The following is a 22,054-nucleotide window of genomic DNA, read 5'->3' on the forward strand; positions in this document are numbered from 1 at the left end:
TTCCGGAAGTCATGGGCGAGTAGGGGAGATCGATCGGGCGGCCGGTCACAGCGGCTCCACCAGACCGTGCAGCAGATACTCACTGAGCTCGGTGCGCAGTTGACCGAGGGAGGACGCGTACGCGGCGCACTCCTCGACACGTCGGCCTAGATCGCCGAGAAGCTCGACGCACCGCCGCTGCTGCTCGATCGGAGGCAAGCGCACCGGGAGGTGCCCCAGGGCGGCAGAGCTGAGCGAGGGGGCGGCAGTGGCTGCGGCGCGGTGGGACATCCACTCCCGTGCGTACTGGAGGCCGAGGTAGGCATGGAGGTACAGCGGATCGATCGCGGCGTCCTGGCGCACCCGCAGACGCGTCACGTTGGAGCTGAGCAGCCAACCGGACTGTTCGCCGGAAACGAGTGCGGGTTGCTGTTGTGCTCCTGTACGTACGCAGACGATGTCGTCCGGGAGCAGGCGGAACTTGGCGAACGGCTCGGCCTTGTCCCTTGGGATCCGGATTCGGGGTTCGCCCGTGATCTTCCCGCCGCTCAGGTCCTGGGGAAAGACGAGAGGAACCTCGCCGTCCTCCGAGCGCGCCCGTGCCGGAAGGCGGGTGTAGGACGGACCTGCCTGGATCTCGCACAGGTCCGCAAGGCGGGCTTCCTTCCAGCCGACGGGTCCCGCGCTCGGGCGGTAGCCGCTCCCCTGCTCTGCGGCTCGTTGCTCCAGCGAGAGCAGCACGTCCCTCTGCCGGACGGCTTCAGCACCGACCTCGTTCAGTCGGGCAGCCTCGGGGGCAGCCCCGTACTTCCCGCCCCCGAGGTGGTCGGCAGGCCGCAGTGAGGACTCCTCGTCGGCGACGTCCGCCCGTGCGACGGCGATCGCCGGGAGCGCGGGACCGGATTCCTGAGCCGGGAGTTCCTTGCCTTCCAGCCACGGGCGGACGAGGGCCACAATCGCATCGGTGTCGGCGTCCCTCAGCACTCGTCGACGTCCGGCCTTCACCCCCAGGCCCTGAGCATCGACGAACAGGATCTCCTCCCTCTCCGGACGCTCGGTGCGCCGCAGCACCCACAGGGAAACCGGCACGGGGGTCCCCGAGAAGAGGTGCGACGGGAGTGTAATGACGCACTCCACCGCCGTGCGGGCCAAGTTACGGCGGATCTCCTGCTCGGCGGAGTGCACCGAGTTGCCCGCCTTCACCGGCATGATCACCACCGCCCGGCCGCCAGGCTTGAGAGCGTCGAGGTCGTACTGAAGCCAGGCGAAGTTGTCGTTGCCCCGTGGTGGTTGTCCGTAGGGCCAGGCGCCCCTCGTCCGCAGCCCAGGACCAGCCGCGTCGCTCATGTTGAACGGCGGGTTCGACAGCACGACGTCCGCGACCCGGTGCGTGCGGTCGGGTGGCCACTTGTCGGACCGGCTGCTGGTCAGCACCGGTTGTACGCCGAGATGCAGGAGCCGAAAGCTGGCAACCGCCTGCAAACGGCCGTCGAGGGTCTCGCCGTACAAGGGGCCGCACGCATCGCCCATGTGCTCTTGCGCGGCGGCCAGCATCTCTCCGCCCCGCATGTAGGTGTCCAGTACCGTGGCCTGCCGTCCGGGCGTCAGTACGAGTTTCGCCGCCAGCGAGGCAAGCCCCGTCGGACTGCAGAACTCCGTGCTCTGGAGACCTTCCCGGCTGTTGAACGACTCCAGCACGAGCGGAAAGGCGCCGGGGCCTGCCCCGGCAGCCGTTCGTACAGCTGTGGTGAGGTCGCCCCAACTCCGCGGCTGCAGTCGCAGCAAGCTGCTCCGCATGTCGGTGCGGTCACCACTCCGACGCAGCGCCTCCTGGGCCAGACCGCCGAGGTGGCGGAGCAGCCCCCGCACGTCCCGGGTGCTGTGTCCCGCCGCCATCACCTTCTCGACGCCGCGCCACTGCGCCGGCGCCGTGTGCCGCATGGACAACACGGCGAGGCAGAGATGCACGTAGTCCGCCGTCGGCGCCGGGCCCCGCACTTGGTCCGCGAGGGGTCCCATGAGTTTCGCGACGGCCTTCTCGTCCGCAACTGTGGTGCGCCGCTCGCGTACCTCTGAAGCTTCTCTCCCAAATCCCTTACGGCTGCTTCCGGTTCGAGAGAAACGATCGGCGTAGGTGGACCCTGTCGGCTCCCCGTCGCGCAACTGCTGTGACGGGATCACTCGGTTCGCCAGCCATCGGGTCACCTCGGCCTCGTGGAAGAGTTCCGTGTCACCAGAGCGCTGAGGAGCGGGGAAGTCCCTGTGCCGACGGGCCCAGTTCGATACGGCCGGACGCTTCACGCCGGCGCGCTGTGCGATCTCCTTACGGGTAACAAAGCCGGTCTGTTCACCGTGCTCCAGCTCCATGATGGCTCCCGCCGGTTGCGTCGGTTGAGCTTCCGATGCGAGGAACGTACGAGGTGGAACGCTCGTCTGCCAACTGCGCATTCACAGTGCTCAGTTCGACGTTGTGGTCCTGCGGTTCCACACGCGCCCACCGCAGGACCACGTGCGGCGGCCCAGAGAAGGGGAAGTGCCAGCTCAACAAGGCTTTCATCACCGCTCCTCACGCAGAGCCATGCGTTCAGAGGGGTTAACAACAAACCTTCAGACCGTCACGGCTGGGATATCAGGCGGGCGGGACCGAAATGTCCATGAGCTTGCGAATGACGGCCGGGACGGCCTCCCGCGGCGGGTAGATCCGATGGCCCGCCTCGGATGCGCTACTCATCCCGGATGCAGCCTCCGCCAAGGAGGGGGCGAGCTACCGAACAGCCGACGGCGCCATGCATACTCCAGCATGCTTGACGCATGTCCTCCACGACGCGCATCACCGTCACCTTGCCCAGCGACCAGGTGGCCGAGCTTCGCAAGCTCACGGACAACGTCTCCGGGTACGTGGCGGAAGCGGTGGCCCGCCAGATTCGGCACCGGCTACTCGGTGATGACCTGCGGCGCCACGAGGAGGAGCACGGCAGCTTCACGGAGGAAGAGCTCGCTGAAGCTCACTCGAAGATCTTCGGCAATGCCGACGCCGATGAGCGGTCGAGTGCCGCATGACGGAGCGCGTCGAAACCGTCGTCCTGGATTCCGAGGGGTTGTCGGCCTGGGTCGCGCAGGACCGGAAGGTTCTTGCGATGCTGCGGGTGTTCCATGGCATGGGCGCGGACCTGGTCGTGGGGACGAACACGATCGTGGAAGTCAGCCATGCGCGTACGAACATGCCTCGGCTGAACTGGGCGCTGTCGCGGGTCAAGGTGGAAGCGGTCACCGAGCAGGCTGCCAAGGCGGCTGCTGAGCTGCTGAAGCAGAGCGGGCTGCACGGGCACAAGTACGCCATCGACGCGACCGTGGCGGAGGTGGCCCTGCGGCAGCCGGGGCTGGTCGCGCTTCTCACCTCAGACGCCGACGACATGACGCAGTTGTGTGGTGGTCGCGTCCACATGGTCTACCTCTGAACCAGAGGAAACCTCGACGGGGGTACCTCCGCCGACACCGCCGGGCCGAATACGGCCGATTCGTGGCTTCACAGCCGGGGCGAGGGGCAGGACGATCTCCGCAACCACCGCAGCAGTGGCAGGGTACTCGTTCGAGGGGGTCGGCGTGGCGAAATGTGGTGCGCGCACCAAGACCGGCGGCCGTTGCCAGCGGAAGGTCGTGACCGGCACTTCCCGTTGTCCCGTACATCAGGGGGCTTGGTCGGCATACGGCGTGGCCCAGCGCAAGGAGAAGGAGGCGCAGGCGAAGAAACGCGGGATACGGAAGAAGCGTTAGCGCCGACGCAGAGGGCGGCGGCTGCCGGGCCGGAGCGGAGCCAGGCTCACCCCGAGAGGTCGATGCTCACATCGTCCCCGGCGGTCGTGCCACAACGTGCCAGTAGGAGCGGTAAACAGCGGTCACCAAGGGCTTCACCTAAGCTCCTCAGATCACCCTCAGCTGGCCATCGCCCCAGGTCAAAAGCCACTCACGGCCCGAAGTGCAGGGTGATTCCCAAGCTCAGAGCGCGAGTTCGATTCTCGTCACCCGCTCCACTGCGAACCCCCAGGCCACCGGCCCGGGGGTTCTTTGTTGTGCGGACCGCATCAGGAACCGTGCCCCACCTCTGCACCACCTGGGGAGGGCGTGAACTGGCCCGTGCCCACGATCTTGAGAAGGGCGAGGCGTTCGGCGGTGTCGCTGCCGACGGGGGGTGTATGGAGAACCACGCGCTGGTCTCCCTCCGGGGCGAGCAGGACCTGGCAGTCCAGGTCGACCGGGCCGATCAGGGGGTGCAGGACACGCATGCGGGTTGCCCGGCGTACGGCGACCTCGTGCAGGTCCCACAGGGCGGTGAACTCCTCGGAGGCCGCTGTCAGCCGCTCCACGAGGCGGGTCGCGGCCGGATCGCCGGCGCGTCGGCCCACGGCCGCCCGCAGGTCCGCCACGTGCAGGCGGCTGTAGTACGCGTGCTCCTCCGGCGGGTACGCGACGCGCTGGGCCGGGTCCGTGAACCAGCGCCAGACCACGTTGCGCCCGTGCTCCGACACTGAGCACACCCCGCCCAGCAGGGCCTCGGCCATCGGGTTCTGCGCCAGTACGTCGCCCAGGTCGCCGAGTATCTGGACCGGGGTGGCCGGCAACTGGTCCAGCAGGTGCAGCAGCCCCGGGTTGACGTGGTCGCCCGAGGTACGGGAAGCGGGCGGGCGTCGGCCGGCGAGGAGGTGGAGGTGGTCGCGTTCGTCTTCGGACAACCGAAGGGCGCGGGCCAGGGCTGCGAGCATTTCCGGCGAGGGTTGCGGGCCGCGGGCCTGTTCGAGGCGGGTGTAGTAGTCGGCGGACATGCCCGCGAGCTGGGAGACCTCCTCGCGGCGCAGCCCCGGGGTACGGCGACGGGGCCCGGCCGGAAGGCCCGCGTCCTGGGGGCTCACCCGGTCGCGGGAGCGACGCAGGAAATCAGCGAGTGCCTCGCGGTCGATCTTCATGGCGTCATCCTGCCGGACGCCCGCGGGCCCAACCAGGGACTGCCGATCCCAGGGTAAGGAGGTCTCTCCCGGCCCCTGTCGGGCGACGGCACTGTTGGTCCGGCCGGAGCACGGATGCCCCGGTCAACTCACCGACAGGGAGCATTCCATGGCCATCGTCAACGTCAACGGCGCACAGGTCCACTACGAGAAGACCGGTTCGGGCCCCGCCCTCGTCCTGGTCCACGGAACCGGCTCGGCCGGTGCCGCCCTCAACTGGGGAAGCACCGCGCCCCGGTTCGCCGCGCACCGCACGGTGATCGCCCCTGACCTCTCCGGCACCGAGGCCACCGTGGACGACGGCGCCCCGCTGACCGCGGAAGGGCTCGCCGCCCAGGTCATCGCCGTCATCGAGGACGCGGTGGACGGGCCGGTCGACCTGCTCGGCTTCTCGATGGGCTCCACCGTCGCCGCGACGGTCGCCGCCCTGCGGCCGGACCTGGTCCGGCGGCTGGTCCTCGTCGCCGGGTGGGCCCACACCGACAGCGACGAGTACCTGCGCAGCCTCTTCACTCTCTGGCAGGACCTCGGCACCTCCGACCCCGCCTCCTTCGGCCGCGCGGTGGCGATGACCGGCTTCAGCCGCGGCTTCCTCAACGCCATCGGCCGCGCGCAGTTCGAGGCCCTCATCCCCAACATGCCGCCCACCTCCGGCACCCTGCGCCACATCGCGTACGACCTCCGGGTGGACATCCGGTCCCTGCTGCCCCGTATCGACGCCCCGACCCTCGTCGTCGGAGGCACCCAGGACCTCACCGTCCCCGTCGAGCACAGCCGCGCGCTCCACGCCGCGATCCGGAACAGCTCCTACGCCGAGATCGACGCGGGCCACGTCATGCTCTTCGAGCAGGAGGACGCGTTCATCAAGCTCGTGACCGACTTCGTCAACGTTCCCGTGACGACCGGCAGGTGAGCGGAGACCGTACCGATCGCGCAGGACCGAGAGGTCCTCGCGATGCTGCGGGTGTTCCACGACATGGGTGTCGACACCGTGCGGCACCCGCGTCCGGGGGTCGGCATGGCGAAGTGCGGTGCGCGCACCAAGACCGGCGGTCGTTGTCAGCGGAAAGTCGTGACGGGCACTTCCCGTTGCCGCGTACATCAGGGTGCTTGGTCGGCATACGGGGTGGCCCAGCGCAAGGAGAAGGAGGCGCAGGCGAAGAAGCGCGGGATACGTGGGATACGTGGGATACGGAAGAAGCGTTAGCGCCGACGCAGAGGGCGGCGGCTGCCGGGCCGGAGCGGAGCCAGGCTCACCCCGAGAGGTCGATGCTCACATCGTCCCCGGCGGTCGTGCCACAACGTGCCAGTAGGGGCGGTAAGCAGCGGTCACCAGGTGCTTCGCCAGAGCTGTACGCGAACGACACCAGGAGGCCATCACCCCAGCTCAGAGGCCACTCACTGGTCGAAGTCCAGGGTGATTCCCAAGCTCAGAGCGCGAGTTCGACTCTCGTCACCCGCTCAAGGCAGTACCTACAAAAGCCCCGGGCCAGCGGCCCGGGGCTTTGTTGTTGTTGGACCGTCTCAGGCGGCTCGTGACGTCCGCATCCGGGCACGGGGGCTCTTGCGCATCACCCGCGGCGTCACAGCGAGGAGAGAAGCCAGATCAGCAGCTCTCGGAGTACGACGCGGACGACCCCCTCAAGAAGGATGCGCAGAGCCTTCCTGAGGAGGCGCGGGCAGGCCGACCGGAAATCCTTGATGCTCCTCTTGCCCGAGCGCTTCCGTGTGGTGAGGCGAGCCCGCAATGTTGACGTATGCATGACACTTCCTTACGTATGACGGCTTGGCCGCATCCCGCGTCGAGCGGGTGTCTGATGAAGTGCCGTGAAGGTAGGGCGGCGCGTGGTTAGCCCCGCAACCCCTGCTTGTCCTGGGCAAACGAAGCGTGGACGAGGAAGGGGACACAGAGGGGGGCGGGTCGGGTCGGCCCGCGCAGGGCCGCCTGGCGGCATGGAGTCCGCCGCCGTCGAGCGGGCTGTCCCCCTCACGCGTCGCACACGGAGCACGCGGGGTGATGACGAACAGCCCCCGTCGCCGTAAGCGGCAGGGGCCTGCGGGCGTGCACCGCTCCGGGTCAGAGTCCGTTCGGGGCCTCGGCGCCGACGACGGTGGTGGGGCTGTCGGCGGCTTCTGAGCACTGTTCGGTCATCGCGCGCTTGAACTCGGCGCTGCTGTACGTCTGCTTCTCGGCGGCGGTCAGGTCGTACTCGCCCGTCGTCGGGTTCGGGTCCGGGTACGCGGGATAGCCGTGCGCGCGGGCACAGGCGCTGAACCTTGTGAGCTTGGCGGCGAAGTCGGCCGGTACCTGCGCCGGCGGAGCGGCGTCGTCGGCCGGGAGCAGGTTCGCGCATTTCGCTTCGGCGGAGGTGTGAACCTTCTCGTCGAACGCGTCCTTGTCCACGCGGAGTTGGCCGTCGTCACGCTTCTCCAGGAGTACGCCGCGCTTCTCCAGGCACCGGTAGTAGGCGACTTCTCCCGCGCTCGGCGGCGCCGACTTGCCGGGCGCCGCCTGGGCGGTCCCTCCGGAACAGCCGGAAACAGCCAGGGAGACGAGCAGCATCGCCACCCCGATTCCGGGCACGGCGACCGGGCGTATGGGCATGAGGACTCCGATGGGGGACTGACCGGGGCTACCGAGAGCGCCAGGACCGCCCGGGCTGCCCGCAGGAAGGTGTGGAGGACGGGCCTGCGGAGGGGGGTGCACCTACCGCGTGAAGATCCCGCGATGACGGACCCTATCGGTTGGTCTCTTTCGTGGCTACGGGGCAACTCGCTGCGCCTGTACGTCATTTGGGATGTGCCGGGGCATCACTGCGCTGGGGATCGATACGTACGCCGCGCCCGTGGAAGTGGGTGGGCCGTTGCGGCGGGGTGGCGCGGCGTTTGCGGGTGTCGTTTCGTCGGCATGAGGGCCCTTGGGCAGGGGCTCCGGTCGGCATGCCCCGGGCGGACCCCTGCGCCGTGCGGGACGGGGGTGGGGCGGGGACGATCGGGGGAGGGCCGGTGGTGGTCCGGTGGTGGAGGGAGTGCGGGTGAGGTTCGAAGAGCTGGCGAGGGCGTCGCGGCGGGTGGGGGCCGCTTCGGGGCGTACGGAGAAGGTGGCGCTGCTGGCGGAGGTGTTCCGGGTGGCGGGGGCGGGTGAGGTGGCGCTGGTGGTGACGTATCTGTCGGGGCGGTTGCCGCAGCGGCGGGTCGGGGTCGGGTGGGGGGTGCTCAAGGAGGCTGCGGGGCCGGCGGAGGTGGCGTCGTTGGAGGTGGGGGAGGTGGATGCGGCGCTTGAGGAGATCGCGGGGGTCGGGGGGAAGGGGGCGCGGGCGGAGCGGAAGCGGTTGGTGGACGCGTTGCTGGGGGCGGCGACGGAGGAGGAGCGGGAGTTTCTGGTGCCGCTGATCCGGGGGGAGGTGCGGCAGGGGGCGCTGGACGCCGTGGCGGTGGAGGCGTTGGCGGCTGCGTACGGGGCTCCGGTGGAGGGGGTGCGGCAGGCGCTCATGCTCGGGGGGTCGCTCGGGGAGGTGGCGCGGGCGCTCGCGGCGGGCGGGGCGGAGGCGTTGGGTGCGTTCCGGCTGGAGGTGGGGCGGCCGGTGCTGCCCATGCTGGCGCAGAGCGCGAAGACGCTCGCGGAGGCGGTGGGGCGGGTGGGGGTCTGTGCCGTGGAGGAGAAGCTCGACGGGGTGCGGATCCAGGTGCACAGGCGTGGGGACGAGGTGCGGGTGTTCAGCCGGACGCTCGTGGAGATGACGGGGCGGGTTCCGGAGGTGGTGGAGGCCGTACGGGGGCTGGGTGGTGGGGACTTGGTGCTGGACGGGGAGTTGCTGGCGGTCGGGGCGGACGGGCGGCCTCGGCCGTTCCAGGAGACGTCGGGGCGGGTGGGGAGCGCGGTCGGGGCGGACGGGGTGCCGGTGGGGGTGCCGCTCACGCCGGTGTTCTTCGACGTGCTGTACGGGGAGGGGCGCGAGCTGCTGGATGTGCCGGACGCGGAGCGTCGTGAGGTGCTTGAACGGGTTGTGGGGGATGGGGAGTTGAGAGTGCGGAGGGTGGCGCCGGTGGGGGTCGGGGAGCTGGGCGCGGCGGAGGAGTTTCAGCGGGAGGTGCTGGCGCGGGGGCACGAGGGGGTCGTCGTGAAGGGGCTCGACGCGGGGTACCGGGCGGGGCGGCGCGGGGCCTCGTGGGTGAAGGTGAAGCCCGTACACACGCTGGATCTGGTGGTGTTGGGGGCCGAGTGGGGCAGTGGGCGGCGGACGGGGTGGCTGTCGAATCTGCACTTGGGGGCGCGGGGCGAGGACGGGTCGTTCGTGATGCTCGGGAAGACGTTCAAGGGGCTGACGGACGAGGTGCTGGCGTGGCAGACGGCCCGGCTGAAGGAGCTGGCGGTGGCCGAGGAGGGGTGGGGGGTGCGGGTGCGGCCGGAGCTGGTGGTGGAGATCGCGTTCGACGGGGTGCAGAGGTCGACGCGGTATCCGGCGGGGGTGACGTTGAGGTTTGCGAGGGTGGTGCGGTATCGGGAGGACAAGGGGGTGGGGGAGGTTGATGGGGTGGGGGTGGTGAGGGGGTTGTTGGTGGGGTGAGGGTGAGGGTGCCGGGTGGGTGCGGGTGCGGCCGGGGCGGGGCTGCTGGCCGGTGGGGGTCTGGTGGGCAGCCGGTGTCGGGGCTGGGCCAGGGGCGGTACCCGGGTGGGCCGGGAGCGGGAGGGGCCGCCCCCTTGCCCGCCCGTCCCGCCCCCCAGGGGGCCCCGCCGCGGGGGCTAGGGGGGAGCGGGGAGGGCGGCTCCGGCGCCCAAGGGGGCTAGGGGGAGGAGGAGGAGGGGGAGGGCGGCCCTGGCTCCCAAAGGGGCTACAGGAATAGGGGCGGTGCCCAAGGGGGCGGGGGTGCGGGAGGGGCGGCGACCAGGGGGGCGGGGGTGCGGGAGGGGCGGCGACCAAGGGCGCGGGGGTGCGGGAGGGGCGGAGCCCAAGGGGACAAACATGCAGGAGCGGGCGGAGCCCAAGGGGACGGACATGCAGGAGCGGGCGGAGCCCAAGGGGACGGACATGCAGGAGCGGGCGGAGCCCAAGGGGACGGACATGCAGGAGCGGGCGGAGCCCAGGGGGGAGGGGCGGCAAACGGCGCAGCCCAGAGGGGCTGCAAGAGAGCGGAGCCCAGGGGGCTGGAGCGGCAAGAGGGCGGGCCAAGAGGGGTGGCGGGGTCTTTGTCGCAGCGGAAGGATGCGTGGGCTTCGTAGCATGCGGATCATGGACTACAGGGCGGGATCGGCACGAGAGCTGACCGACGACGAGGTCGAGCTCGTCGCGTACGCGCGGCGGATCGTGGATACGCAGGGCGACGGCGAGCAGGGGGTGCACACCATGGGCGCCGCCGTGCGCGGCGTCGACGGGCGGATGTACGGCGGGATCAACCTCTACCACTTCACCGGCGGGCCCTGCGCCGAGCTCGTCGCGCTCGGGCATGCGCGGGCGTCCGGGGCGCGGGGGCTGACGACGATCGTCGCGGTCGGGGACGGCGGGCGCGGGCCGGTCGGGCCGTGCGGCCGGGACCGGCAGGTGCTGCTCGACTACCACCCCGGCATCCGGGTGCTGCTGCCCACCGCCGAGGGCGTACGCAGCGTGGTCATCGAGGACTTGATGCCGTACGGGGCGCGGTGGACGCCCGACGAGGGGATGGCTCCGGTGGGCCAGGAGGAGGGGCAGAAGTGAACGGTGCGCTGGTGGGGGCCGAGTGGCTGCTGGAGCGGGTGGCGGCGGGGGGTGCGAGGGCCCTGCCCGGCGAGGGGGCCCGCACCGGCCAGGGACCTCGGCCCGGTGAGGGGCTCCGGCGCGGTGAGGGGCCCCAGCCCGGTGAGCGAACCCAGCCCGGTGAGGGAACCCAGCCCGGTGAGCGACCCCGGCCCACTGAGGGAACCCAGCCCGGTGAGCGGCTCGTCGTGCTGGATGCCTCCGTCGGGGCGCACCGGCACAAGGGACCCTGGATTCCCGGTGCGCGGATCTTCGACATCGACGGGGAGATGTCGGACGAGGGTGCCGCCGCGCCGCACACCATGCTGGGTGAGGAGCAATTCACTGAGCGGGTACGGAGGTTGGGAGTGCGGGGCACGGATCAGGTGGTCGTGTACGACGCCGCCGGGATCTACTCCAGCGCCCGCGCCTGGTGGATGCTGCGCGCGGCGGGCTTCGAGCGGGTGGCGGTGCTGGACGGCGGCCTGCCCGCGTGGCTGGCGGCGGGCGGCCCGGTGGTCGACTCCCCCACCGAACCCGGGACCGGCTCCCCCGCCGACCCCCGGACCGCCCCCTCCGCCGCCCACCGGACCGGACCCTCCGAACCCGGGACCAGCTCCCCCACCGCCCCCCGGACCCACTCCCCCGCCGCCGCCCGGACCGCCCCCTCCGCCACCCCCCGGACCCACTCCCCTGCCGAACCCCCGCCCCGCACACGCGACTTCACCGCACGCCTCTCCCCCGGAGCCTTCGTCGGACGCGAAGAAGTGCGGGAGGCACTGGGCGCGCCCGGCGTCCGGGTCCTCGACGCACGCTCGCGCGGGCGGTTCGCGGGTACGGAGCCGGAGCCCCGGCCCGGGCTGCGCGGCGGGCACATGCCGGGTGCGGTGAACCTCCCGTTCGGCGAGCTTCAGGACGGGGAGGGGCGGATGCTTCCGGCCGGGCGGCTGCGGGAGCGGTTCGACGCGCTCGCCCCCGACGCGCGGCGGCTGGTGGTGAGCTGCGGGTCGGGCGTGACCGCGTGCGTGCTGGCGCTGGGGGCGGAGCTTGCCGGGTACGGGGAGCGGGTGTCGGTGTACGACGGCTCGTGGAGCGAGTGGGGACTGGAGGGGGCCGGGACGCCGGTCGTGGTGGAGGAGGCCTAGAGAGGCCCACGTGGTCGGCTTGCGTCAAGCCCGCATCAAGGTACGGGCAGGAGTTGGCGGTATTCGTCAGTGAAGCGTCAACTCCCGTCGAGCGGTGCGGGTTTCCTGCTTAACCTCCCCTTATGGGACCCGATGGAGGACCTCTCGGCGAGACCGCTCACGACGCGGAATGGGCCGATGCGGTGCGGCACGCCCTGCGGTGCGCAGGGGCGTTCCTGGCGATGCTGCTGGTGGTCGACGCGGGCGCGGAGACGTCGAGTTGGGCGCGGACGGCGGTGTGGGTCGGGCTGGCGCTGTTGCTGCTGGTGATCCTGGTGCCGGTGCGGGTGACGGCGGGGGCCGGGTGGGTGTCCGTACGCGGTGTGCTGGGCGAACGTGTCGTACGGACGGACCGTCTGGTCGCCGTGCGCTGGGCGGAAGGAGTCGCGGGCCGGGTGGTGCTGCGGGACACGGAGGGCGGCCGGGTAGAACTGGACCCGAGGGTCCTGGTCGCGAACCCGCAGCTGTGGCACCTGGTGGACGAGGGCGTCCGGGCCTCCCGGGCGCAGACGCTGCGGTGCGGGACGGCGGAGGTGCGGCGGCTCGGCGAACGGGTCGACGGGGAGACGGCACGGGCGGTGTTCCGGGTGTCGGGGCTGGAGTGACGGCCCGGGGCCTGCGACCGGGGTGAGCGAGCCCCCGCCCGAGCCCGCACCCAGGCCCCCGCCCGAGCACCCACCCAAGCCCCCAGCCGGGGCGCCCGCTCGGGCCACGACGCCCCCCGCCCCCCCCCCCCGATCAGCAGCTCACGTCCGACGCCGGACGCACGCCCCGGGTCAGGAAGGCCGTCACGCGGGCGTCGCCGCAGCTGTTGCCCGTGCCCAGGTAGGAGCCGTGACCTGCCTTGTTCACGCTGATCAGGCGGGTCCGGTCGCCCAGCGCCTCGCGCATCTTCAGGGCGCCGAAGTAGGGGGTGGAGGGGTCGCGGCGGTTCTGGACCATGAGGATGTTGGAGGGGCCGGAGGAGGTGATCCGGGTGGGCTGCTCGGCCGGGGTCCATTTCCAGTACGAGCACGGGGTGATGTTGGCCGGGAAGCCCGCCGTGAGGGGATACCGGGCGCGGTCCTCCCGTACGGCCCGGCGGTGGGCAGCAGTGGTGCCCGGGCCGGTGGGCCAGCGGACGTCGTTGCAGATCACGCCGATGGTGGTCGCGGCATCGGCGTCCGGGAGCGGGCCCGCGATGTCGGGGGTGAGGACCGGCTTGACCTTCGGGTCCGTACTCGACGCGGCGGCGATCAGCTTCGCCAGGGCGGGGTAGTTGGCCTCGCCGTACAGGGCGTTCTGGAGGGCCTGGCGGAGGTGGTTGCCGGTGAGGGGGGTGCCGGGGGTCGTCGATTCCCTGGGGGTGCGGTCGAGGCGGGCCGCGAGGGAGAGCACCAACGGGCGTACGCGGGAGGGGGTCCGGGCGAGGCGGTCGGTCCCCCGCGCCGGGTCGGACGCCCAGGCCGCGAAGTCGGGGAAGGCCTCCTCGACCGCTCTGCCCGTGTTGTACATCCAGGTCCGGGCGAGACGGGCCGGGTCGGGGTCGGCCACGCTGTCCAGCACCCAACGGTCCGTGCGCTGCGGGTACTTCTGGGCGTACACGGCCGCCGCGTACGCCCCGTACGACGTCCCCCACGCGGACAGCCTGCGCTCGCCGAGCGCGCGGCGCAGGAGGTCCATGTCGCGGACCTGGTTGGCGGTGGTGAGGCTGCGCAGGACCGCGCCGCCGTTGCGGGCGCAGAGGTCGGCGGTGCGGCGGGAGCGGTCGATGTTGGCGTCGATACTGCCGTCCGGGGCGGGCCAGGAGCGGAGGGTGGTCAAGTGCCGGTCGGTGGAAGGGAGTTTGCAGGTGGCGCGGGTGCTGTTGCCGGTGCCGCGGGGGTCGAGGGCGACGAGGTCGTACGTGTCGCCGAGCTCGGCCCGCAGCTTCGTGCCCTTCTGGGTGAGCCGCTGCACCCCCGACCCGCCCGGGCCGCCCGCCAGGACCAGCAGCGCCCCGCGCCGCTTGGCCGGGTCCTCGCTGCGGACGCGGGAGACGGCGAGGGAGAGCTGCGGCCCGGCGGGGTCGGCGTGGTCGACCGGGACGGAGAGGGTCGCGCACTCCTGGGTGGCGGGCCCCCCGAGGTCGGTCCGGGCGCACGGCGTCCAGGTGAGAGCGGGCCGGGGGTCGGCCTGGGTGCGGGGTCCCGTGGCCTGGGTGCCGGTGGCCTGGGCGCTCGGGGCGGCGGCCAGGGTGCTGATCGCGGCGGCGGTGGAGAGGGCGAGGAGGAGGCTCTTCGAGCGGTAAGTGGGCATGTGAGAAAGCTATTTGGGGGTGACGTGCGGGCCCATCGGGCGGCCTGGTGACTCGGAGGTGGGGGTAGCCCCCGAGTCACCCGCGCAGCCCCGCCCGGGGCGCGGAGACGGACGGACACACCCCGAGCCCACGCACCCCAGGCCCCAGGCCCCCCGGGGCCGATCGAGCGGCGGCCGACCGCGAGGGCGGCGTGTTGGGAGCCGCCGAGAGAAGCGCGCAAGGTATTTGTGTGCTTATGACCTTTTTGGTCCTGGCTCACTTCGTCGTCGCACTCGGCGCCGCCCCCCTCGTCCGGCGCTGGGGGCCGCGTGCCTTTGCCCTGCTCGCCGTCCCCCCGGCCGTCGCCCTCGGGTGGGCGCTGACCCGGTGGGGGGAGGTGGTGGACGGACGCCCGGCCGAAGAGGCGTGGACGTGGATCGAGGAGTACGGGGTCGAGGTCGCCTTCCGGCTCGACGCACTGTCACTGCTGATGGTGCTGCTGGCGGCCGGGATCGGCGCGGTGGTGCTGCTGTACTGCGTGAGCTACTTCGAGGCGGGCGAGCGTCGACTCGGGCCGTTCGGCGGGCAGTTGCTCGGGTTCGCAGGGGCCATGCTGGGGCTGGTCCTCGCCGACGACCTCATGGTGCTGTATCTGTTCTGGGAGCTGACGACCGTCCTGTCCTTCCTGCTCATCGGGTACGACTGCGAGAAACGGGGTGGGCGGCGGTCCGCACTCCAGGCCCTCACCGTGACCACGGTCGGCGGGCTCGCCATGTTCGTGGGGTTCCTGATGGTGGGGGAGGAGGCGGGGACGTACCGGATCTCGAAGATCCTCGACACGCCCCCCGCCCCCAGCACCGCCCTCTCCGTCGCCCTCGTGCTCATCCTGTGCGGGGCCATCGCCAAGTCGGCGATCTGGCCGCTGAGCCTGTGGCTGCCCAACGCCATGGCCGCGCCGACACCCGTCAGCGCCTATCTGCACGCCGCCGCCATGGTGAAGGCCGGGGTGTACCTGGTGGCCCGGCTCGCGCCCGCCTTCGCGGACGTCACGCCCTGGCGGCCGCTCCTGCTCACCCTCGGCACCGCGACCCTGCTGCTCGGCGGGTGGCGGGCGCTGCGGCAGAACGACCTCAAGCTGGTGCTCGCGTACGGGACCGTCAGCCAGCTGGGGTTCCTGGTGGTGCTGGCGGGAGCCGGTTCGTACAACACCGCGCTCGCGGCCGTCGCGATGATCCTCGGGCACGCCCTCTTCAAGGCGCCGCTGTTCCTGGTGACGGGGATCGTCGACCATGCCGCCGGGACCCGTGACCTGCGGAAACTCTCGGGGGTGGGGCGGGCGCTGCCGTGGGTGTGCGCCGTGGCCGCCGTCGCGGGGATGTCGATGATCGCGCTGCCGCCGATGCTCGGGTTCGTCGCCAAGGAGGCCGCCTTCGAGGCGCTGCTCGACGGGACGCCCGGGGAGCGGTGGGTGCTCGCGCTGGTCGTGGTCGGGTCGGCGCTCACGACCGCGTACACGCTCAGGTTCCTGTGGGGGGCCTTCGCACGGAAGCCGGGCCTCGCCGACACGCACGTGCACCGCGTGGGGGCCGCGTTCCTCGCGCCGCCCGCCCTGCTCGCCCTCGGCTGCCTCCTCCTCGGGCCCGGCATCGGGTGGACCGCCGGGCTCTTCGAGCGGTACGCCGCCCAGTACCCCGTGCCCGAGCACCCGTACCACCTCGCCCTCTGGCACGGCTTCGGCCCCGCGCTCGGGCTCTCCGCGCTCGCCTGGGTCCTCGGCGCGGGCCTCTTCGTCCTGCGCACGCCCGTCGCACGGTTCGGCTCGCACATCGCCTGGCCGTCCGCCGAGCGCGCCTTCGACGGGTCGGTGCTCGGGCTGGAGCGGGCCTCCCTCCAGCTCACCGGCAACGTCCAGCGGGGCTCGCTGCCCTCGTACGTCGCCACCGTCCTCGGCGTCATGACCTGGGCCCTGATCGCCGTGCTCGCCGTCGACCGGCCCTGGCGGAACCTGCCGCCCGCACCCCGCCTCTGGGACTCCCCCTGGCAGGCCGCCGTCGCCGCCCTGACCTGCGCCTGCGCACTCCTGTGTCTCGGCGCGCAGCGGCGGATGCAGGCCGCGGTACTGGCCGGGCTCACCGGGTACGGAACGGCTCTGCTGTACGTCGTCCACGGCGCGCCCGACCTCGCGCTCACCCAGTTCGGGGTGGAGACCGTCTCCACGGTGGTGCTCGTCCTCGTCCTGCGCAGGCTGCCCCTGTTCTTCGGGGAACCCGAGCGGCGCTTCCGGCGCGTGCCGGTGCTGGTGCTCGCGCTGGTCAGCAGCCTGGTGGCGGCGGGGGCGGTGTGGCTGGCGGCGGGGGCGCGCACGGGCACCCCGATCGGGGCGGCCATGGTGGCGGCGACCGCCGAGCACGGGCTCAAGGACGTCGTCGCGACGATCCTCGTCGACTTCCGGGCCTGGGACACGCTCGGCGAATCGGCCGTGCTGGCGGCGGCCGTCGCCGGGGTGACCAGCCTGCTGTTCTCCGACAGCGGGCAGGAGGACCCGCACGCACCGGGCGCGTGGCGGAGGTACACGCGGACCGGTCCGGAGACGGTACGGGCCGGACAGACGCCGTCTCCGGACGAGCCCGAGCCCGAGCCGTCCTCGTACGCACGGGAGCCGTCCCCGTACGAACGCGAGCCCTCCCCGTACGACCTGGCCGCGCCCGAACGCTCCTGGCTCGCGGCGGGCGGCGCGACCGACCCCCGGCACCGGTCGGTGGTCTTCGAGGTCGTCGCCCGGCTGGTCTTCCACCCCATCCTGGTGCTCTCCGTGTACCTGCTGTTCTGCGCCGAGAACCTGCCGGGCGGCGGCTTCGTCGGCGGGCTGGTCGCCGGGATCGCCCTGACGATCCGTTACCTCGCGGGCGGGCGGCACGAGTTGGAGGCCGCGACCGGTTTCCACGCCGGGTTCTTCGTCGGCGTCGGGCTCGCGCTGTCCACCACGGTCGCGCTCGCCGGGCTGGTCTTCGGCGGCACCGTGCTGCACTCCTGGTCCTGGCACGGGCACCTGCCGCTGATCGGCGACTGGCACGCCGGCACCTCCGTCCTCTTCGACATCGGCGTGTACTTCCTGGTGACGGGCGTCGTCCTGGACACGGTCCGGGCGATCGGCGCGTGGATGGACCAGGGGGCCGAGGAGGCCGCCCGCACCGAGCCGGCCGGACCCCGCACCCTCACCCCCGAGGAGACCTCGTGACCGTCAGCGCCACGCTGCTGGCCTGCGCCGTCGTGCTCACCTTCGTGGGCAGCGTCCTGGTCATGACCCGCAGCCTCACCCGGGTCCTGATGGGCGTCATCGTCTCCGGCAACGGGGTCAACCTCTTCGTGCTCGCCGGGAGCGGTCCGGCGGGTGCGCCGCCGCTGCTGTACCCGGGGGTCGGGCACGACACGGTCAGCGACCCCTTCCCGCAGGCCATCGTCCTGACGGCGGTGGTCATCACCCTGGGCACCACCGCGTTCGTCCTGGCGATGGCGTACCGCAGTACCCAGCTCACCGGCTCGGACTTCGTGCCGGACGACTACGTCGACCGCCGGGTCACCCTGCGCGCCCAACTCGCCCTGGAGCTTCGACGGTTGCGGGCGAAGGCGCGGGCCGGGGAGACGGACCGCCGCACCGCGCGCGGGGCGTGGCGGGAGCTGTGGCGCGAGCAGCGCCGCCTGCTGCGCAACGACCGCGCCTACCAGGCCCGGGCGGGCGACTACGCGGACGACCGCTGGGACGACGTGCTCGGCGCGGACCCGGAGGTGGCGACGCAGCCGTCGCCGCAGCCGTCGTCACAGCCATCGCCGCAGGAGCGGTCGCAGGAACCGTCGCAGCCCTCGTCGCAGCCGCCGCAGGACCCCCCGTCCCCCCAAGAGGAGTCCCGGTGAACGCACTCGTGCCGCTGCCCGTCGTCCTGCCGCTCGCCTTCTGCGGGTGGTCCGTGGTCGTCGGGGCCCGCCTCATCGCCCTCCAGCGGCTCGTCTCCGTCGTCATGCTCGCCACCGTGCTGGCCGTCGACGTGACGCTGCTCGTCCAGGCCGACCGGCACGGGCCCCTCGTCGTCCACCTCGGCGACTTCGCGCCGCCGCTCGGCGTCACACTCGTCGCCGACCGGCTGTCCGCGCTCATGCTGACGGTGTCGGGGGCGGTCACCCTGCTCGTCCTGCTGTACGCGATGGGGCAGGAGGGGCGGGCGCGCGGGCCCCGGGCGATCTCCTTCTTCCACCCCGCCTACCAAGTCCTCATCGCGGGCGTCTCGTTGACCTTCCTCGCCGGTGACCTGGTCAACCTCTACGTCGGCTTCGAGATCATGCTGATGGCCAGCTTCGTGCTGATCACGGTGGCCAGCAACGAGGCCCGGCTGCGGGCGGGTTCGACGTACGTGATCGTCTCCCTCGCCTCGTCCCTGGTCTTCCTGCTCGGCATCGCCATCGCCTACGCCGCCACCGGCACCGTGAACTTCGCCCAGCTCTCCGTCGCGCTGGGCGAACTCCCCCTCGGCATCCGCACCCTGGCCGAGGCCCTGCTGCTCACCGTCTTCGGCGTGAAGGCCGCCGCGTTCCCGGTCGGGGCCTGGCTGCCGGACTCGTACCCGACCGCGCCCGCGCCCGTCACGGCCGTCTTCGCGGGCCTGCTGACCAAGGTCGGCGTGTACTGCATGATCCGCACCGAGACCCTGCTCTTCCCCGGCAACCGGCTCTCCCACGTCCTGATGGCCGTGGCCTGCGCGTCCATGCTGATCGGCATCCTGGGCGCGGTCGCGCAGACCGACCTCAAGCGGCTCCTGTCGTTCACCCTCATCAGCCACATCGGCTTCATGCTGTACGGGCTGGCGCTGGGCAGTGCGGCGGGGATCGGCGGGGCGATCGTCTACACCGCGCACCACATCACCGTACAGACGACCCTCTTCCTGGCCTGCGGGCTGCTCGAACAGCGGTATGGCACAACGGAGTTGACCCGTCTCGGCGGGGCGATCAGGTCCGCGCCGCTGCTGGCCGCGCTGTGGTTCGTGCCCGCGATGAGCCTTGCCGGGATTCCGCCGCTGTCCGGGTTCCTCGGCAAGCTGGGGCTGATCCGGGCCGGTGTGGAGGCGGGCGGCACCTGGACGTATGTCGCGATCGCGGTGGCCATGGTGACCAGCCTGCTCACCCTGTACGTCGTCACCAAGGTGTGGAACCTGGCCTTCTGGCGCACCGCCCCGCTGCCCGACGCGGCCCCCGCCCCGGCCCTCACCGAACCGGCGGACCCGCCTCCGCTGGGGGGCGGTGCGACGGTCGTCCTCACCGCGCCGCACCGGGCCCCGGACCGGGCGGTGCCCCGCCTGACCACCGCCGCGACCGTCGCCGCCGTGCTGCTGGGCCTCGCGTACACCTTCCTCGCGACGCCCCTCACCGGCGTGGCCGACCGCAGCGCGGCCGAACTCCTCGCCCGTACGCCCTACATCGAGGCGGTACTCGGACCATGACCCCGGACACGCCCCGTGGCACGCCCCCGGACACACCCGCGGACACGCCCGCGGAAGACCCCACCCCGTGCGGGCGGCGCGGCCGGATCGACCTGCCGCTCATCGCCTGGCTGACGGTGATCTGGATGATGCTGTGGTCCGGCGTCACCTGGGGCAACCTCATCAGCGGCATCGCGGTCGCCGTCGCCCTCTGCCTGCTCTTCCCACTCCCGCCCGTCGAACTCGGCCTGCGGCTGCGCCCGTTGGGAATCCTGCTGCTCGCCAAGTACCTGCTGCGCGACATCGTCGCCGCCAGCCACAGCGTCGCCCTGCTCGCCTGGTCGGGGCGGGTCGGACCGGCGGCGGTGGTGCGGGTGCCGTTGCGGTGCCGTACGGACCTGATGCTGGCGGCGACCGCCGTCGCCGTGTCCAGCGTGCCCGGCGGGGCGCTCATCGAGGTCAACGCGGCGACCGCCACCCTCTACCTGCACGTCAGCGACGCGGACGACCCGGCGAACGTGGCCCGCACCCGGGCCAGCGTGTGGCGGCTGGAGCGGCTGGTGGTACGGGCCTTCGGCCCCCGCGACGAACTCGCCCGCGTCCGCCAGGACCCACCCTCCCTCACCCCCCGTTCCGCACTCCCTGGAGAGGCCCCGTGACCCAGGCCGCCGACATCCTCCTCAACGCCGCCCTGGGCGTGCTCGCCCTCGCCGGGGCCCTCCTCCTGATCCGTATCGCGCGCGGGCCCTCGATGCTGGACCGCGCGGTGTCCATCGACGTCGCGTCGGCGCTGATCGTCGCCGGGATCGGCGTCCAGGCGGCGATGACGGAGACCCGCTACTACCTGTCGATCATGCTGGTCCTCGCCTTCCTCGGCTTCACCAGCTCGGTCTCGATCGCCCGGTTCATCGCCCGCCGGGACCGCCCCACGGCGAAGGAGCGCGCGTCATGAGCAACTGGTCCAGGGCCGCCGACCTGATCAGCTCGATCCTGCTGCTCATCGGGGCGGTGAGCTGCCTGTCCGGGGTCATCGGCCTGCTCCGGCTGACCGACGTGTTCACGCGCAGCTACGCGGCGACCAACCCGCAGACCTTCGGCATGCTGATGCTCCTGGCCGGGGTCGCCCTGCGCCTGCGCTCGGCCTTCGACCTGGGCACGCTGGCCCTGGTCGCCTTCTTCCAGCTCCTCACGAGCGCGGTCGCCGCCCACCTGGTCGCTCGCGCGGCCTACCGAACGGGCCTGACCGGCGACACCCCCTTCCTCTACGACGAACTCAACGACCGCCTGCCTCGCTGACGCTCCCTCCTCGGCCCCCCGTGGGGCACGGCGGAGCAGCCCCGGGAGGGTGGTCCCGGGGCTGCTTGGCCGGAGGGGTCAGCGCTTGGTGCGGCCGCCGCCCAGGTCACCGTCCGGGCCGTCCGCGTACTTCGCACGGATGCCGTCGTTGAAGTCGACCTGCTCCTTGCGGACCTGGCCCGTCATCTCCTTCTGCTCGGTGACCTTGTAGACCTCCAGGCGCACCCGCTCCACCGGCACGGTCTCCTTGCGCATCACCGCGCGTTCCTCGTGCAGCACGACCTCGACCTGGCCCTCGCCGATCTGCGCGGAGGTCCGGCCCGTCCTGCGTTCCTCGTCCGTGATCGGGACGCGGGTGACCCGTACCTCCTCGTGGCTGACCGCCACGGACTTCGTCACGTCCTCGGTCACCACCCGCTTGCGGAGCTGCGCGCGGCCCGCTTCGCGTTCCTCGGTCGCGAAGCTCAGGCGCTCCTCGGAGAGGAGGAGTTCCTCGGTCTGGCCCTTGGTGCCCGTCGTGCCGGGGGCGGTACGGCTCATCGCGCCCGCACCCGCGCCCGCCAGGGTGCGCGCCTCGCCGCCGCCCGAGACCGATCCGGCCGGCGGGCGGACGGTGGCCCGGTCCGCGATGCCGGACGAGGTGGCGGCGGCAGTCCCGGCCGCCGTCGCGGCAGCCGCCGGGGCCGCCGCGTGGCGGCCCGTGGAGGTGGTTGTGGTCGTGGTCGTGGTGTCCGTCGTGCGGCCGACGAAGCCGTTGCCCGTGTCGCCCGGGCCCGACAGGCCGTAGTGCCGGTAGAGCGTGCCCTCCTCCGAGCGGTCCAGGTGGCCGTCCACGTCGATCCTCGGGGCGTCCTTGATCACGTCCTTGCTGTGCGGGACGCGCAGGCCCCCGTCCGTGCGGGTCGAGCCGGCCAGGGGCACGAAGGTCTCCTTGGTGCCGAACAGGCCGGTCCGTACCGTGACCCACTCCGGTTCCCCGGTGGTGTCGTCGCGGTAGACCTTCTGCACGGCCCCGACCTTGTTGCCCTCGGCGTCGACCACGTTCGCGCCGGACAGGTCCTCGGGGGTGTAGCCGTTGGGAGCGGTCATGGGCTTCTCGTCTCCTTTCGCGCAGCGCCGGTGCGGCACCGTTGCGGCACCGGTCCAGTGCGATGCCCTG

At 72.1% G+C, this 22,054-nt stretch carries 20 protein-coding genes; 15 read left to right on the forward strand and 5 right to left on the reverse strand.

Going from position 1 to position 22,054, the window contains the following annotated elements; translation table 11 throughout:
- Positions 1–45: 45 nt before the first annotated feature.
- Positions 46–1,920 (reverse strand): N-6 DNA methylase, encoded by a 1,875-nt coding sequence (locus ACIO3O_RS07440; protein ID WP_401743043.1) that lies wholly within the window; start codon positions 1,918–1,920, stop codon positions 46–48.
- A gap of 870 nt (positions 1,921–2,790) precedes the next feature.
- Here ACIO3O_RS07440 and ACIO3O_RS07445 point away from each other — a divergent pair.
- From ACIO3O_RS07445 to ACIO3O_RS07455, 3 genes are all read left to right on the forward strand, one after another.
- Complete coding sequence (locus ACIO3O_RS07445) at positions 2,791–3,039, forward strand: hypothetical protein (RefSeq protein WP_401743046.1); 249 nt, start codon at positions 2,791–2,793, stop codon at positions 3,037–3,039.
- Positions 3,036–3,437: a DNA-binding protein gene (locus ACIO3O_RS07450; RefSeq protein WP_401743048.1), complete on the forward strand. Its 402-nt coding sequence runs from the start codon at positions 3,036–3,038 to the stop codon at positions 3,435–3,437. The genes ACIO3O_RS07445 and ACIO3O_RS07450 overlap by 4 nt, the downstream gene beginning before the upstream one ends.
- 145 nt (positions 3,438–3,582) lie before the next feature.
- Positions 3,583–3,753, forward strand: a complete 171-nt coding sequence (locus ACIO3O_RS07455) for an HGGxSTG domain-containing protein (RefSeq protein ID WP_311772308.1) — start codon at positions 3,583–3,585, stop codon at positions 3,751–3,753.
- Between the two features lie 308 nt (positions 3,754–4,061).
- Here ACIO3O_RS07455 and ACIO3O_RS07460 read toward each other — a convergent pair whose 3' ends face one another.
- The gene (locus ACIO3O_RS07460; protein ID WP_401743051.1) at positions 4,062–4,940 is read right to left on the reverse strand and encodes a helix-turn-helix transcriptional regulator; all 879 of its coding nucleotides are present in this window, start codon (positions 4,938–4,940) and stop codon (positions 4,062–4,064) included.
- Between the two features lie 148 nt (positions 4,941–5,088).
- On the opposite strand from ACIO3O_RS07460, the gene ACIO3O_RS07465 reads away from it, so the two are divergent.
- Together ACIO3O_RS07465 and ACIO3O_RS07470 are read left to right on the forward strand one after the other, a co-directional pair.
- Positions 5,089–5,892 (forward strand): alpha/beta fold hydrolase, encoded by an 804-nt coding sequence (locus ACIO3O_RS07465; protein WP_401743054.1) that lies wholly within the window; start codon positions 5,089–5,091, stop codon positions 5,890–5,892.
- Between the two features lie 105 nt (positions 5,893–5,997).
- Positions 5,998–6,186, forward strand: coding sequence for an HGGxSTG domain-containing protein (locus ACIO3O_RS07470; protein WP_401743439.1), 189 nt, complete (start codon positions 5,998–6,000; stop codon positions 6,184–6,186).
- 870 nt (positions 6,187–7,056) lie between these two features.
- Here ACIO3O_RS07470 and ACIO3O_RS07475 read toward each other — a convergent pair.
- The gene (locus ACIO3O_RS07475) at positions 7,057–7,584 is read right to left on the reverse strand and encodes a hypothetical protein (RefSeq protein WP_401743057.1); all 528 of its coding nucleotides are present in this window, start codon (positions 7,582–7,584) and stop codon (positions 7,057–7,059) included.
- Positions 7,585–8,014: 430 nt separating this feature from the next.
- Here ACIO3O_RS07475 and ACIO3O_RS07480 point away from each other — a divergent pair, with 430 nt between their 5' ends.
- The 4 genes from ACIO3O_RS07480 to ACIO3O_RS07495 all read left to right on the forward strand — a co-directional run bounded on the left by ACIO3O_RS07480 (position 8,015) and on the right by ACIO3O_RS07495 (position 12,479).
- The gene (locus ACIO3O_RS07480; protein ID WP_401743060.1) at positions 8,015–9,547 is read left to right on the forward strand and encodes an ATP-dependent DNA ligase; all 1,533 of its coding nucleotides are present in this window, start codon (positions 8,015–8,017) and stop codon (positions 9,545–9,547) included.
- Positions 9,548–10,210: 663 nt separating this feature from the next.
- Positions 10,211–10,672 carry a cytidine deaminase family protein gene (locus tag ACIO3O_RS07485; RefSeq protein ID WP_401743062.1) on the forward strand — a complete coding sequence of 154 codons (462 nt, stop codon included), beginning with the start codon at positions 10,211–10,213 and terminating at the stop codon, positions 10,670–10,672.
- Positions 10,669–11,835, forward strand: coding sequence for a rhodanese-like domain-containing protein (locus ACIO3O_RS07490; RefSeq protein WP_401743065.1), 1,167 nt, complete (start codon positions 10,669–10,671; stop codon positions 11,833–11,835). The genes ACIO3O_RS07485 and ACIO3O_RS07490 overlap by 4 nt, the downstream gene beginning before the upstream one ends.
- A gap of 122 nt (positions 11,836–11,957) precedes the next feature.
- Positions 11,958–12,479 carry a hypothetical protein gene (locus tag ACIO3O_RS07495; protein ID WP_401743067.1) on the forward strand — a complete coding sequence of 174 codons (522 nt, stop codon included), beginning with the start codon at positions 11,958–11,960 and terminating at the stop codon, positions 12,477–12,479.
- A gap of 133 nt (positions 12,480–12,612) precedes the next feature.
- Here ACIO3O_RS07495 and ACIO3O_RS07500 read toward each other — a convergent pair whose 3' ends face one another.
- Complete coding sequence (locus ACIO3O_RS07500) at positions 12,613–14,151, reverse strand: alpha/beta hydrolase (protein ID WP_401743070.1); 1,539 nt, start codon at positions 14,149–14,151, stop codon at positions 12,613–12,615.
- Between the two features lie 236 nt (positions 14,152–14,387).
- Between ACIO3O_RS07500 and ACIO3O_RS07505 the strand changes: the two genes are divergently transcribed.
- Genes ACIO3O_RS07505 through mnhG form a run of 6 tightly spaced genes read left to right on the forward strand, consistent with a single transcriptional unit; the run spans position 14,388 to position 20,895 of the window.
- Positions 14,388–17,369, forward strand: coding sequence for a Na+/H+ antiporter subunit A (locus tag ACIO3O_RS07505; protein WP_401743072.1), 2,982 nt, complete (start codon positions 14,388–14,390; stop codon positions 17,367–17,369).
- Positions 17,366–18,043 carry a Na(+)/H(+) antiporter subunit C gene (locus ACIO3O_RS07510; protein WP_401743074.1) on the forward strand — a complete coding sequence of 226 codons (678 nt, stop codon included), beginning with the start codon at positions 17,366–17,368 and terminating at the stop codon, positions 18,041–18,043. The genes ACIO3O_RS07505 and ACIO3O_RS07510 overlap by 4 nt, the downstream gene beginning before the upstream one ends.
- Positions 18,040–19,620: a Na+/H+ antiporter subunit D gene (locus ACIO3O_RS07515; protein ID WP_401743077.1), complete on the forward strand. Its 1,581-nt coding sequence runs from the start codon at positions 18,040–18,042 to the stop codon at positions 19,618–19,620. The genes ACIO3O_RS07510 and ACIO3O_RS07515 overlap by 4 nt, the downstream gene beginning before the upstream one ends.
- Entirely contained in the window at positions 19,617–20,258 is a 642-nt protein-coding gene (locus tag ACIO3O_RS07520; RefSeq protein WP_401743079.1) for a Na+/H+ antiporter subunit E, read from the forward strand. The genes ACIO3O_RS07515 and ACIO3O_RS07520 overlap by 4 nt, the downstream gene beginning before the upstream one ends.
- Positions 20,255–20,551 (forward strand): monovalent cation/H+ antiporter complex subunit F, encoded by a 297-nt coding sequence (locus tag ACIO3O_RS07525; protein ID WP_401743082.1) that lies wholly within the window; start codon positions 20,255–20,257, stop codon positions 20,549–20,551. Before ACIO3O_RS07520 ends, ACIO3O_RS07525 begins: the two co-directional genes overlap by 4 nt.
- Complete coding sequence (mnhG, locus tag ACIO3O_RS07530) at positions 20,548–20,895, forward strand: monovalent cation/H(+) antiporter subunit G (protein ID WP_401743085.1); 348 nt, start codon at positions 20,548–20,550, stop codon at positions 20,893–20,895. Before ACIO3O_RS07525 ends, mnhG begins: the two co-directional genes overlap by 4 nt.
- 78 nt (positions 20,896–20,973) lie before the next feature.
- On the opposite strand, the gene ACIO3O_RS07535 is transcribed toward mnhG, so the two are convergent.
- Positions 20,974–21,984: a PRC and DUF2382 domain-containing protein gene (locus tag ACIO3O_RS07535; protein WP_401743088.1), complete on the reverse strand. Its 1,011-nt coding sequence runs from the start codon at positions 21,982–21,984 to the stop codon at positions 20,974–20,976.
- Between the last annotated feature and the right edge of the window lie 70 nt (positions 21,985–22,054).

Origin of the sequence: Streptomyces sp. NPDC087440 (assembly GCF_044744005.1) — a bacterium.
Lineage (GTDB): Bacteria > Actinomycetota > Actinomycetes > Streptomycetales > Streptomycetaceae > Streptomyces.

Bases quoted from the DNA above. Each gene is read 5' to 3' on its own strand.
- ACIO3O_RS07440 (WP_401743043.1), bottom strand. From the start codon at position 1,920: ATGCGGCACACGGCGCCGGCGCAGTGGCGCGGCGTCGAGAAGGTGATG.
- ACIO3O_RS07445 (WP_401743046.1), top strand. From the start codon at position 2,791: ATGTCCTCCACGACGCGCATCACCGTCACCTTGCCCAGCGACCAGGTG.
- ACIO3O_RS07450 (WP_401743048.1), top strand. From the start codon at position 3,036: ATGACGGAGCGCGTCGAAACCGTCGTCCTGGATTCCGAGGGGTTGTCG.
- ACIO3O_RS07460 (WP_401743051.1), bottom strand. From the start codon at position 4,940: ATGAAGATCGACCGCGAGGCACTCGCTGATTTCCTGCGTCGCTCCCGC.
- ACIO3O_RS07465 (WP_401743054.1), top strand. From the start codon at position 5,089: ATGGCCATCGTCAACGTCAACGGCGCACAGGTCCACTACGAGAAGACC.
- ACIO3O_RS07470 (WP_401743439.1), top strand. From the start codon at position 5,998: ATGGCGAAGTGCGGTGCGCGCACCAAGACCGGCGGTCGTTGTCAGCGG.
- ACIO3O_RS07475 (WP_401743057.1), bottom strand. From the start codon at position 7,584: ATGCCCATACGCCCGGTCGCCGTGCCCGGAATCGGGGTGGCGATGCTG.
- ACIO3O_RS07485 (WP_401743062.1), top strand. From the start codon at position 10,211: ATGGACTACAGGGCGGGATCGGCACGAGAGCTGACCGACGACGAGGTC.
- ACIO3O_RS07495 (WP_401743067.1), top strand. From the start codon at position 11,958: ATGGGACCCGATGGAGGACCTCTCGGCGAGACCGCTCACGACGCGGAA.
- ACIO3O_RS07500 (WP_401743070.1), bottom strand. From the start codon at position 14,151: ATGCCCACTTACCGCTCGAAGAGCCTCCTCCTCGCCCTCTCCACCGCC.
- ACIO3O_RS07505 (WP_401743072.1), top strand. From the start codon at position 14,388: ATGACCTTTTTGGTCCTGGCTCACTTCGTCGTCGCACTCGGCGCCGCC.
- ACIO3O_RS07520 (WP_401743079.1), top strand. From the start codon at position 19,617: ATGACCCCGGACACGCCCCGTGGCACGCCCCCGGACACACCCGCGGAC.
- mnhG (WP_401743085.1), top strand. From the start codon at position 20,548: ATGAGCAACTGGTCCAGGGCCGCCGACCTGATCAGCTCGATCCTGCTG.
- ACIO3O_RS07535 (WP_401743088.1), bottom strand. From the start codon at position 21,984: ATGACCGCTCCCAACGGCTACACCCCCGAGGACCTGTCCGGCGCGAAC.